The organism is Marinomonas posidonica (assembly GCF_043643765.1).
GTDB classification, from domain to species: Bacteria; Pseudomonadota; Gammaproteobacteria; order Pseudomonadales; family Marinomonadaceae; genus Marinomonas; species Marinomonas posidonica_A.
Map to the genome: position 1 here is coordinate 78,163 of NZ_JBHZSP010000014.1, position 11,373 is coordinate 89,535.

The window sequence follows — 11,373 nt, forward strand, 5'->3', positions numbered from 1 at the left end:
ACCTGACACGTCCACTTTTGGCATCTCTGACACAATAACCTTTGAACCAGACACATCAACCGTATTGATAATTTCCGCGCTGATAGTTGAGCCTTCAAAAAGCTTTCGAAACTCCCCCTCACAGATCACAATGGTGGCCTCTAAGTCCGTATCACCTTTGTTTTGCACTGTGATTGAATGGAACTTGTCAAAGCGCACTTGTGACCCGCTGGGGATTTCCGCACGCTGCTCTTTCGTTTGAATTTCGATAGGGTGCAGCCCATCGATATAAACAAACGATTCCCCCGTGATAGAGATTTCTTTTCGCTCTAATGGTTTTAGTTTTAACTGCATGACTAACGCCCCTTAACCATAAACACCATGCCCAACATGACCACCACAATGACCGCGCCCATGGTGTAAACGGTTCGTGTTGAGCTGGCCGCTGCATCTGCAGCGCCACCCGTTGCCAAGGATTGCGCCAAGTCTTTAATGGCATTGGTCGAACTACTTTGGCTGGCAATACTCTTGTTTACCAAGTCGCTGGAAAAATCTAAGCTGTTTTCGATGGCATCCGAGGCAAAGCCAATAGTTTGCCCCGCCAGCTCAGAGTTTTTATTCATTGCGCTTTCGGTGACTCGCTCGTTTGAATCAACCACGTTCCCCGCAAACTCTAAAGCCGACTCGCCAAAATCAAACGCGCCTTCTACCGCGCCGTGGTCAGTGGTGGTAACCGTATTTCCATTACCAGCAACTACGGTTTCGGCGTTTTCCATACCTTGCAACGAGTAATTCGTTACATTGTTGGTTGTTTTATTTGAGCTTTTAGAACTACCGCCCATTAGACACCCCCTAACGCGACTTTATAGACGCGCTCAACTTCCACGCCGCCAAAGCCATAACCAGAGTAAAGGCGGTGTGTCGCTGCGCTACCGTGGTAACGAATGGAGTCAAAGCCAAGACGCTTGGCGTTATCAATTAAGAGTTGCCCCACGTCCTTCATGCCATGACCCGCCGCGCACACAATCACCAGCTCTTTACCTTCTGGGAGTTCTTCGCCACGAGTGACCACCCATACATGCGTGTTCTCACCTTCGATCAAGTACAAATGCGCTAGACTGTCTTGTACCTGATTTCGAATGCTGGCGAAGTCATCGCCGCACGCTTTTAAAAGCTTTTCAGGCATTTGATGCGGGTAAGGCCAACTAATACGAGATACTTTCATCGTCTTTTCTTACCCTTCAATAAATACCAGAGAACCCCCAACACCACCGCGCCGATGATATAAGGCGTGTAGTTGGTTGAGGCGTTATAGTTGCCAAATGAAAAGCCGCCCAGTGAATTGGTGCCGCCCGTGTTGGTCGCTGTTGCGCTTAAGTCTGGGCTAATGTCACCACCGCCCGAACTGATGCCAGGAATGCCACTCATTACACCACCCCCAACTTTTTAGACACAAAGAAAGACACAACGGCCACGATAAGAGAGCGGAATAAATACGAAATAAAAGACATCACACCACCCCCATTTTCTTAGCCACAAACCATGCCGCCAGTGCAATCAAAAGCCATTTAATCCAGCCAAACTGGCTACCAGTAAAGAAGCCAGCCACGAAACCAAAACCGACAGACGCTAAGGGGATCAATAACGGCATTAACGACCCCCTTTCATCATCAAGACAACAACCAGCAGAACCACGGCCAAAACACCGCCCCCGATCAAAAGGGTTTGAGTAGACAAGGGCGAACTGGTCACCACGACCGTTTCACCCGTGTTACTTTGTGCATTGGGAACCGTTGTTGCATACGCCCCAGAGGCCGAGGCCTCATAAGCGGCGGTTTGCTCGTAACTCTGCGGGGCGCTTTCGCCTGATTCCCACCAGTTCGTTACCGCACTTTCCGCTGCTTCATAAGCGGTTGTTGCTTTGTCTGTAATATCGTCCCAAAGACCCATACATACCCCTTAAGCCGCAATTTGTGCGACTTGCTTCACCGACTCCACCAAAATAGGAACCGCTTCCGCTTTACCTAGCTCGGTACGGAATACAAACTCGGACTTTTTGCCCGTGTTCAAAATATCCGCTTGCTCAAATCCGTACATGGTCGGGTCAAGAATGAAATAACCCTCTTGTGGCGCTCGGCCTGTTCGCTGTTGCTGGAAGGCTTGCACCTCGGCGGTTACATCAAACAAAGTAATGCCGTCACGTTCCATAATTAGGCGTTTCAAATCGCCCTTGAAGTAAGCGCGGCGAATGTTAATGTCTGCGCCCGTTGGCAAGGTGGTAAAGTCGTTCCAGCCAGTCGCATTGGCTTGGAAAATATGCTCTTTGATACGAGGCTCAAAAATACGGCGAGATTGTGCGGGTGCTTGATAAGAAAAGGCTTCAAGCGACAAAGCACCAGAACCGTTTTCAATCTCCACTTCCAGCGTGATGTTTTCACCTTGCAGTGTGACCAAGCCGCCAAAGTACGCGCCGTTTTGGTTTTTGGCGTTCGGATTGGTGAACGGAATAACGAAAATACCTTTTTGAGTTAGGTTTCCGTCACCGTCAAACTGGGCTTCTTGAACATGATGTTTTTTGTATTTCTCCATCATGACAAGCTGTTTACCCGTGACCTGAATGATGGTGTCACCATTCAAAATAACCGACACTTGGCGAATTTGAGCCGCCGTTAAAGACGTGACCAATTGGATTTCGTTGTAAGTTGGACCCGTAGCCAAAGACATAGAAGCCTTAGACCCCCAGCCCACACCGTTAAAGCCGTTTAATCGTTTAGGAATTAAAAGCATGATTTATTCCCCTTAGCCGATTGCGTCTTCAACGGCATCTACGTTATTTGAAGCCCACACCACAGCAGCAGCGACTAAAAGCGCAACCACGGCAATAGGCATATATTTTTTGACGTTCATATGTTTTTTTACCTGTTCGTTAATTGAAAGAATGTGTGTTGAACAGGACGAAACATACAAAATCGCTTTAGGTATCCGTCAAGCAAAAAAAAGCCCAGATACCTAAAGGTATAACGGGCTGTTCTTTCCTTATTTCTTGCAATATTCGGCAATTTAAGCGGCCAGTTTTTTCAGCTTACCTTTATCAAATTGGCCTATGTTGTGGTCATCTGTTTTCATCAAATAATGGAATTTTGGCAGGGCGATAATGTCATCAACGGGTAAATCCAATTCGTTCGCCAGATACACCGCATCTTGCTTGCGTTGTTGTCGGCCAACCCACTTAATCGAACATTGCCCCATAACCGTTTTAGGCACTTCTTGCCCACGCTGAAAGATACAAATAGCGTGTAAGCCAAACTTACGGCCACCCGTTAGAATTTCACCAAAGGCACCACGCGCCGCGCCGCTGGTCGTCACACACTTGGCAAGTTCTTCAAAGACGATTTTTAATGGCTTCTTATGTTGGCCGTTCCCCGCACCCCATACCACCTTTGAAAAGGCTTCTAGGTTCTTCGCGTTGGCTCCGTCTTTTGGGCTATAGGCAATCTTAAAACCTCGGCCACCCTTAGCAGCACGCGCCGCAAACAGAGCACGAGCAAAGGCCGCTAATGACGTATAACGGCGCACCTCACGACCGCACAGCACCTCATAATCACAATAGGGGTCAAACAAGGCCACTTGATCGGTGGCCTTGATAACGCCTACTTGCTTAACGCCTGTTGTTTTACCGGAACCAGAGGAACCAACGAAAAGCGCATGTTCTGCGCTTAGTTGGTTGTTAGGGTTCTTAGGCTGTAGGATCATGCCGCCACCCTTACGCGCTCTTTTTCTTGCGCGGCTTTTTCAGCCTTGGCTTTTTCGGCTTCTTGAGCCTTTAGGGTTTGGGCAGTGTCCACACCCTCGGATACCAATTTACCCACGGCCATAGCCGCTTTGATTTCGGCATCATAAGCCGCCAGCCAAGCAGGAAGTAAGGCACCGTATTTGATTAAAACAGGGCTTAGGTTTTCGATTGCGTAAGACTTGGTATCTGGTGTGAACTCAAAGTCTTTGTGAATGAATCGCTTAAGCGCAAATTCAATCATGCCTAAGCCGCCCATTGCGGTTAATTGGGCGGTTTGTTCGTCCATTTCCGCTTGCTCTGCCTCGGCCTGTTCTTCTGCCTTGGCTTGTTCTGGGTCAAAGTCGGCTTGCGCTTCTTCCGCTTCCAGCGCTTTCAAAAAATCGGCCTGCTCTTCTGAGATTGCCGCCGCTTCCACGGTTTCTAATTCCGTTTGTTTTTCGTTGCTCATTGCTCATTACCTCTTACTTTTATGATTTGAATTTGTACGCCACGAAAAGGCCAAGGCAAAGACAACACCGCCCCCGTCATCATTTCGTTATCAATTAAATACAATGGACCAAAGTTTTTAATTTTTGCACTTGTCGCTGGTAAATCTATTTTCATGCTGTTTGTCCTTTAGGTTTGGTTTTCGGTTTACGGCTGGCAAAAATAGCCGTGATTAAGGTTGCGAAAAGCGCCAAGGCACCCAACAAAACAGGGGGAGCCGCTGGGCTTTCTTCTGCCATGCCTTTAGGCTTGGTTTCGGTATCCGCTTTCGGCTTCTCTTTCGGTATCTGGTCGGTATCGTCCGAAACGCTGGAAGCCGCATTCTGTGTTGGTATAGCGGCTTTTTCTTCGGTATCGCTTTTGTACCCGTCAATTAAGTTATTTACGGGTACGGTTAATTCTTCACGAGAACCCTTTAGATTCTCTTTAAGGTATTTTTGGCGATTAACTCCGCTTGCTTGGTTGGTGCCACAGTCTGGGCAATGGGTATAAAGCGATTTACGCTTACCACCCGCTTGCCTAACTTCAGCTATGCAATCACAGCTTGGTTCTGTGCACTTGATATACCCGATTGTGTCAGCCATTGTTTAAAGCCCTCCGTGCTAGTTCGTTAATTACTTGGTCATTGAGAAACGCCACGCTTTCAAACTGCGCGGCTACGCCTTCAAGCGACTTAAAACCGCCAGTCATAAGTGACATAGGGCTAACACCGCTTAACCCCTTAAACGCCTCTTTCAGTCTGGCTTGTGCTTCGCTTCGTTTTGTCAGTAGTGCTTCTAGTTCTTGGTTCTCCATTTTTCGTCCTTTGTGGTTGCTAGTGGATTTGGTATTGGGGGCTAAAATTGCCCCCCGTACAGTTATTGACACGATTTCTAGGGAACGGCTGCGCCGCTCCTAAAGACAAAGAGCCGACCCGCTGAATCGTCCACTCATACAAACGAGTAGGCAGATATTCCGCGACAATCGAAACAAGCCCTTTGATCTTGATACTTGGTTCACCGAATTGATTGTTTTCACCTTGTTCATAAAGCGGCCTTAAGGCTTGGTTTTTACCGGAACCCATTAACTCGGTGTAACGCTTCCAATCGTTCGCCTTGGCAGCGTTGTAAACATCAATAAAGGTTTTAGGAATGGCATCTTTTAGGCGGCGTATTTCGCGCCACACCGTGACCGAAGACGAGCCCAAGAATTGAAACTGGCGAATACCGTGGCGGCTTTTCCATGCCTGGACCCGTTCTGCAGAATCTACAAAGGTGCGTCCCGTTTCTTCGTCCAGAATGTCCAGCGGCTTACCGTCCGCAGATAAGCCGTCTATGTTTTTGGCAATGTACTTAGCCACATAAGAAGCCGCGCCACCTTTGGCGGGGTCTAAATAGGAATAATCAAAGCGACTTTCTTGAGCGCCCTTTTCGTCTCCATCCACTTCAAAGGCATAACCCTTGGCAATGTCGATAAGGCGCGTGCTTTGTTTACGATCCGCAAAAAGAATAAGGTGCCAGTGTGGCGTGCCGTCATGGTGAGGCTCTACCACTCTTACCCCGTAAAAATGAATACCTTCGCGCTTACAGGCGGCGCGAATCTTTGCCCACTGGTTATTCAAATAGTGGTGTGCATCCCTTGGTGAAGGGCAACCAAAATCATAAAACTTTTTGTTTCGGTAGCCTGACTCTTTATGCACGGGGTGGTACTTAGACGGACAAGTCATGGTGATAAACAAGCCAATGTGACCATACTGCACCGCCAAGTATTGAAGCCCTTTAATCCTGACACTTAACTCGGCTTTGTTGTGTATCGGATTGGAAATGCTCTTATCTGCAAGGTCAGACAGTAAAAACGTCTGCTCGTATTGGTTGGTTGCTTCCCAGCTTTCCAAAAAGGCGCGGTTTGCTTGTCGCTGCTTGCGGTATCGATTAATCCCCCAACGTGACACATAAGGGGATTGTTGGTTGCACACTTGGCCGCACTCACGGCGAATGTTTTCAACGGCGCGATAGTGGCGCTTTGCTTGTCGCATCCACCATTCAGGGGTAAACATGCGCAGCATAAGCGAATGCACTTTGTCGTTATCGTCCCATTGATCAAACAAGGCATTAACCGATTCGGCTTCACGCTGAATGTAATTGAAGAAATGGGCGTTTTGTTTAAGCAAGAAACCATTGGCCGACATTTCGAACCGGCGGCTTTTTTCCTTTGCCCATTCTTGCAGCTTGTCGCCCACAAGGTCAGTTATCCATTCGTCACAAAAATACAAACGGTCAACCACACTACGCAGCCAAGCCATAGCAATGTCTTGATTGTCTCGTTTCTGGCGGCGTTCCGCTTCTTTCAAAACGATATTACGCATTCCCGTTTTATCTAATCGACTAATCAATTCGATACGAGCAATGGCACCACGTAGCCACGTATTCGCAGCAACATGGCCTTTCGTCTGGTCTAACTCGTCAAGACGCGAGCGCACAAAGCCCTCGTCTTGAGGGCTTAAACCTGAAATAAGTTCATTACGCCAAGTGATACATTGGGGAGTTGGGGCAAACATAGTCACCCCCTAACAAAAGAATGGATCAACAAGCCACTTACGAACGATCTTGATATCTCGTTTGCTCATGTGCTTGATTGCATGGATAAAATCAAAATCGAACATATCCGAGTTGCCAAACCAGACAGAGCCTAAGAAACGCAGCAACATGGCATCCTCTTTGGCTTTACGGTCCAATGCAATTTGAATAGATTTAATCTTTGCCGCGCCTTCTTCCATATCCCAATACTGTTTGAGTTCTGGGGCGGCATTCAGCATGTTAAAAAAGCGGTTTTGGGCTTCTTGGTTGATCATGGCTTTTTCTTCCTTCATAGCTTGAAATAAGTGGTAAAAAAGCGCCTTTGGTGGCGTGGTAGAAAGAAAGGCCGCTAACTGTGAGCGGCTTTGGATTAATGCAGACATTGCCCCTCCTAAAATGGGATTGAGTCGTCCTCTGCTATTTCGTCCACTTCTTCCCCTGTCACCAAAAAATCTGGTTGGTGACACTGTGGGCAGACGTGCCAGCCGTTTAGAAAAAGATGCTCTGATTCGCTCCCCTTCCATCCACAATCAACACACATTGATTCGAATATGGTTTCCATGCTCTGCCTCCTATCGGTTCCAAGGTTTCGCATCAAGAAGGCGGCGTGTTTCCATAACGACATTCACAAACAAATCACCGCGTGGGGAAAATTGGTGGCGAGCCATGCGGCGGTCATAAAGCGCCTGTTTAACTTCGTCCTCAGTCATAGAAGTGCGAGAAGCCCACTCCTGTGGTGTGCAGTAAGGACCCGAAACCTCGACAATAAGGCCGTCAGGAAAATGAATTTTCATCATTTCAACTGACGAAGCATCATGATTGTTAGTCACAGAATTGTATTTTTTTGCCTTTCCTTCTGGTTTTGTGGAACTCATCTTCCTATACTCCTATTAAATTTGTCTTTTTGTTGGCTTTTATGCCTTTTTGTCACTTTTGACAACTCACAAAACGGATATTAGACCTAGCAAAAAGACTAGTCAAGTATTTGAGTTGTCATTTGACACTTTTATAGGGGAACCAATGTTGTTATCTGCTTCGGATGTGATTGAAAGAATGATTGTTGCGGCAGGGGCTAAACATGCTTCAGAGCTGGCAAAATTACTAAACGTAACTTCTTCTGTTATTGCTAACTGGAAGAAAAGGGACACGATTCCCTATAAAGAAGTGTATGAATTATCTAGGAAAAATGGTTTTTCAATGGACTGGATTTTGACCGGACACGGTGAACCCCAAACTGACAAAATCCAAGTTTTGCCAGAGAAAGACGACTATTGCCATATTTCCCAATACAGCATTGAAGCGAGCGCAGGACAAGGCGCATTGGTGGAAGCGGAAAATATCGACCAGCATTTGGCCTTTAAAGAATCATGGTTGAGAAAGTCCGGCATCAACCCAGCGAACCTAATCGCCATTTATGCCCGTGGGGATTCTATGGAACCCACCATCTATTCTGGTGATTCCTTGGTGATCGACAAAACCAAAAACACAGTCACCAGTGACGGCGGCATTTACGTGATCAACTATGACGGGGAACTGTTCGTAAAGCGTGTGCAGAAGCAGCTTGATGGATTGGTGGCGATCACCTCAGACAACAAGAACTACCAACCAATGACGATACCGTTAGAAGGTCTAAGCAAACTTAAAATAATTGGCCGTGTCGTGTGGTCAGGCCATCCGATGATTTAGGGCAGGAGTACAAGGGAATGACTAATAAAACAGAAAAAAAAGATGGAAGTGGCCTTGGTTGTAAAATGAAGGCTGGCATATGGGCTTCACTATTGTATTTCATTACCGTTATTTTCATCTTAGGTATGAATTTATATTACAGCCCGCCTTCCCCTCCAATGAGGCTAAATGAAATAGGTGATTATCTTGCAGGAGCCTTTAGCCCATTAGCTTTCTTATGGCTGATAATTGGCTATTTAATGCAAAACAGAGAGCTGAAAAATCAAATAGAAGAATTTAAAAAAACAATTAAGATTTCCGAAAGATCACTTTCTTTTCAAGAGAAAGTTTTTAAAACTCAGAGTTTAAATAGATTTCAAGAAAAACAGCCAAATTTTTGGAACCCTTCGTTTGGTAAATATAAAAATGAAAGTGGTGAGTTTTTCTGCACTCTCAGAATAATAAATGTTGGAGCAAAGGCCTTAAAAATATCGATGGCTCTAGAAAATCTTCAAAGCATCTCAGATGTAGTACATGAGGCAAATACAGGAGATGTAATAGAAATAAAAACCTATATACGTTTTTATGAGATAAAACATAAAAATGATGTCTTTTGGATTAATTACATTGATGATAAAGGCTCATACGAAACAGCCAAACTAAATGTTAGCTGGTTTTATCAAGAACAAGAATCCGGATTATTTTTACCTTATCCGTTAATCACAATGCCAGAAACACCACAAGAATTTTGTCCTAATATTGATGGTGAAAATTATGGGCATTAAAAAAGCACCTTCTGGATATGAAGTTCGTTTCCGTGTGGCTGGCCGTGGCAGTCGTGAATACAAGCGCACCTTTCCCACCAAAGGCGAGTGTGAACGCTTTATGCGTTACACCATTGCCCAGCATGAGACTCAATCCGATGAAAAGCCTTGGTTAGAGAAACCCAAGGACAACCGTAAGCTATCCGAGCTTATTGATATCTGGGACGACATACACGGCCACTTTTTAAAAGACGGCAAACGCCGTAAAGCTAAAATGCTGATGATTGCGGACCAACTCGGCGATCCGGTCGGGTCGAGCTTAAGCAGCACCCAGTACATACGCTGGCGAGCCAAAAGAGCCAAAGAAGGGCGCAAGCCGAAGACGCTTAATAATGATTTGACCTATCTAAGCGCCATGTTTAGCACCCTAATCAAATCCAAGGAAATCTATTACCCCAACCCCTTGGAAGAAGTGCAAAACGTGCGTGTGCCAGACAATGAACTGGCCTTTTTAACCCACGATCAAATCAATGAATTACTGGCGGCCACGGACGAATGCGACAATCCACACGTTACCCTAATCAGTAAAGTATGCCTGGCAACGGGCGCACGTTGGGGAGAAGCCGAAGCCCTGACCATTCAAAGGGTGCATAACAACAAAGTGCTGTACACAGACACCAAAGGCAACAAAAACAGAAGCGTACCTATTACCCCTGAATTGTTCGAAGAACTGCAAGAACACGCCAAGCGAACACGAGGGAATAACCTGTTCACCTTCTCAATATCCGCCTTTCGTCGCGCACTAAAGCGAACAACCATAGAACTACCAGCAGGCCAAGCCAGTCACGTACTACGCCACACCTTCGCCAGCCACTTCATCATGAACGGCGGCAATATCTTGACCTTACAAAAGATACTAGGCCACACTGACATAAAAATGACCATGCGCTACGCACACCTAGCACCGGACTATCTGGAAGAAGCTACGAGACTAAATCCGCTTGCAGAAAAAAAAGAGCCCTAAACAGAATGGCAAAAAGAACAACAGATCAACCTCAATGGAACGAAATAGGGCTAGAAGACTTACGAAGTCTGCCACCTGAGCATAGGCTACACAGTCCCGAAGTCATAGACGAAGCAGAAAGTCATGATGAGGCAATCAATGTTTTAATGCGTGAATTTGGTTTACTGCATGAGAATGATGTAAAACAACTTAAAACACCCATTGGACTAATTGACATAGATGCTAAGCATTTAGGCCATATAGTCGAAAAGCGAAGAGATGCACGAGAGCGCTATATTCATTATGCCCTAACAACAATCCGTGACCCTTTTGAAATTTGGCGTTCTCGGTATGATAATAATTCAGTTAAATTTCAGTTTATTGGAACCTACACCAGTCAATATCAAATGCTGGTTGTCGTTGCTCAACATGAAACCCATACTCTATGGAACTTCATGCAGATAGACGCAAAGCGTCTCAATAAACACAGGTCAGGAGAAGTGATTTACCAAAGAAAAAGGGTAACAGAATGAACCGCTACCCTTCAGAATATGTGCCCTAATTATCCATGGGCAATGGAGAAAGGTCCCACCCTAACACAGACACTTACTTATCTATGGGGTCCTTCCACAAGTTATAGGCAGTAAGGCCAACTTGCTTCTCGCTTTCACTATTTATAGTACTGACGGTGTCGTCAAAATTGAAATTGGAAAAACTAATCGAAAAGGTATAAAACACCAATAAACACTATCAAACACTAATAAACACCAAAAAACGATAAGCAGCTGATTTTTAATATAACAGAGTTTATCAAATAGACCAATCCGACGCACATCCGACACACCGAACCACTAAAAACGCCCAAAAATACTGTACAAAAATACAGTATATGTATCTTTATAAACCAATAAGTTACTGATTTTAAAGGCATTATTTATGGGGTTCGACTCCCCCCATCTCCACCAATCAAGCGCTTGATTTTAAAAGAGTTTGCACTTTTAAAAATGAAGTCGGTGCTCATATGAGACACCAAATAAAAAAGCCACCTTCGTGAACTGACCCCCAATAGTTGGACATTCCAATTACTGGGGGTCTTTTTATGTCCAAATATCACAGAGAATTTAAACT

Annotated in this window: 19 protein-coding genes; 4 read left to right on the forward strand and 15 right to left on the reverse strand. The window is 45.6% G+C overall.

Features of this window, described 5'->3' with window-relative positions; translation table 11 throughout:
- The 15 genes from ACHUFM_RS15735 to ACHUFM_RS15805 all read right to left on the reverse strand — a co-directional run.
- Positions 1-333: hypothetical protein (locus ACHUFM_RS15735; RefSeq protein WP_394183363.1), on the reverse strand; the 333-nt coding region annotated here is incomplete at its 3' end.
- A 2-nt stretch (positions 334-335) separates the two neighbouring features.
- A complete protein-coding gene (locus tag ACHUFM_RS15740; protein ID WP_394183365.1) occupies positions 336-821 on the reverse strand; it encodes a hypothetical protein in 486 nt (161 codons plus the stop codon).
- Positions 821-1,204: a hypothetical protein gene (locus ACHUFM_RS15745; RefSeq protein ID WP_394183367.1), complete on the reverse strand. Its 384-nt coding sequence runs from the start codon at positions 1,202-1,204 to the stop codon at positions 821-823. The genes ACHUFM_RS15740 and ACHUFM_RS15745 overlap by 1 nt, the downstream gene beginning before the upstream one ends.
- On the reverse strand, positions 1,201-1,407 hold the full coding sequence (locus tag ACHUFM_RS15750; RefSeq protein ID WP_394183369.1) for a hypothetical protein: 207 nt from the start codon (positions 1,405-1,407) through the stop codon (positions 1,201-1,203). Before ACHUFM_RS15750 ends, ACHUFM_RS15745 begins: the two co-directional genes overlap by 4 nt.
- Before the next feature lie 82 nt (positions 1,408-1,489).
- Positions 1,490-1,630 (reverse strand): hypothetical protein, encoded by a 141-nt coding sequence (locus ACHUFM_RS15755; RefSeq protein WP_394183371.1) that lies wholly within the window; start codon positions 1,628-1,630, stop codon positions 1,490-1,492.
- Entirely contained in the window at positions 1,630-1,929 is a 300-nt protein-coding gene (locus ACHUFM_RS15760) for a hypothetical protein (RefSeq protein WP_394183373.1), read from the reverse strand. Before ACHUFM_RS15760 ends, ACHUFM_RS15755 begins: the two co-directional genes overlap by 1 nt.
- A gap of 9 nt (positions 1,930-1,938) precedes the next feature.
- A complete protein-coding gene (locus tag ACHUFM_RS15765; protein ID WP_394183375.1) occupies positions 1,939-2,766 on the reverse strand; it encodes a major capsid protein P2 in 828 nt (275 codons plus the stop codon).
- Positions 2,767-3,039: 273 nt separating this feature from the next.
- Positions 3,040-3,732, reverse strand: a complete 693-nt coding sequence (locus ACHUFM_RS15770) for an ATP-binding protein (RefSeq protein WP_394183376.1) — start codon at positions 3,730-3,732, stop codon at positions 3,040-3,042.
- Complete coding sequence (locus ACHUFM_RS15775; protein WP_394183378.1) at positions 3,729-4,220, reverse strand: hypothetical protein; 492 nt, start codon at positions 4,218-4,220, stop codon at positions 3,729-3,731. Before ACHUFM_RS15775 ends, ACHUFM_RS15770 begins: the two co-directional genes overlap by 4 nt.
- Positions 4,217-4,375, reverse strand: a complete 159-nt coding sequence (locus ACHUFM_RS15780; protein ID WP_394183379.1) for a hypothetical protein — start codon at positions 4,373-4,375, stop codon at positions 4,217-4,219. Before ACHUFM_RS15780 ends, ACHUFM_RS15775 begins: the two co-directional genes overlap by 4 nt.
- Positions 4,372-4,842, reverse strand: a complete 471-nt coding sequence (locus ACHUFM_RS15785) for a hypothetical protein (protein ID WP_394183381.1) — start codon at positions 4,840-4,842, stop codon at positions 4,372-4,374. Before ACHUFM_RS15785 ends, ACHUFM_RS15780 begins: the two co-directional genes overlap by 4 nt.
- Entirely contained in the window at positions 4,835-5,053 is a 219-nt protein-coding gene (locus ACHUFM_RS15790) for a hypothetical protein (protein WP_394183382.1), read from the reverse strand. The genes ACHUFM_RS15785 and ACHUFM_RS15790 overlap by 8 nt, the downstream gene beginning before the upstream one ends.
- Before the next feature lie 19 nt (positions 5,054-5,072).
- Positions 5,073-6,794 (reverse strand): replication endonuclease, encoded by a 1,722-nt coding sequence (locus tag ACHUFM_RS15795; RefSeq protein WP_394183384.1) that lies wholly within the window; start codon positions 6,792-6,794, stop codon positions 5,073-5,075.
- Between the two features lie 9 nt (positions 6,795-6,803).
- Positions 6,804-7,196 (reverse strand): hypothetical protein, encoded by a 393-nt coding sequence (locus tag ACHUFM_RS15800; protein ID WP_394183386.1) that lies wholly within the window; start codon positions 7,194-7,196, stop codon positions 6,804-6,806.
- Between the two features lie 189 nt (positions 7,197-7,385).
- On the reverse strand, positions 7,386-7,688 hold the full coding sequence (locus ACHUFM_RS15805; RefSeq protein WP_394183388.1) for a hypothetical protein: 303 nt from the start codon (positions 7,686-7,688) through the stop codon (positions 7,386-7,388).
- A gap of 145 nt (positions 7,689-7,833) precedes the next feature.
- Between ACHUFM_RS15805 and ACHUFM_RS15810 the strand changes: the two genes are divergently transcribed.
- Genes ACHUFM_RS15810 through ACHUFM_RS15825 form a run of 4 tightly spaced genes read left to right on the forward strand, consistent with a single transcriptional unit; the run spans position 7,834 to position 10,778 of the window.
- A complete protein-coding gene (locus ACHUFM_RS15810) occupies positions 7,834-8,499 on the forward strand; it encodes a S24 family peptidase (protein WP_394183389.1) in 666 nt (221 codons plus the stop codon).
- 17 nt (positions 8,500-8,516) lie between these two features.
- A complete protein-coding gene (locus ACHUFM_RS15815; protein ID WP_394183391.1) occupies positions 8,517-9,263 on the forward strand; it encodes a hypothetical protein in 747 nt (248 codons plus the stop codon).
- On the forward strand, positions 9,253-10,266 hold the full coding sequence (locus tag ACHUFM_RS15820; RefSeq protein ID WP_394183392.1) for a phage integrase: 1,014 nt from the start codon (positions 9,253-9,255) through the stop codon (positions 10,264-10,266). The genes ACHUFM_RS15815 and ACHUFM_RS15820 overlap by 11 nt, the downstream gene beginning before the upstream one ends.
- A gap of 5 nt (positions 10,267-10,271) precedes the next feature.
- The gene (locus tag ACHUFM_RS15825) at positions 10,272-10,778 is read left to right on the forward strand and encodes a PBECR2 nuclease fold domain-containing protein (protein ID WP_394183394.1); all 507 of its coding nucleotides are present in this window, start codon (positions 10,272-10,274) and stop codon (positions 10,776-10,778) included.
- The last annotated feature ends 595 nt before the right edge of the window (positions 10,779-11,373 follow it).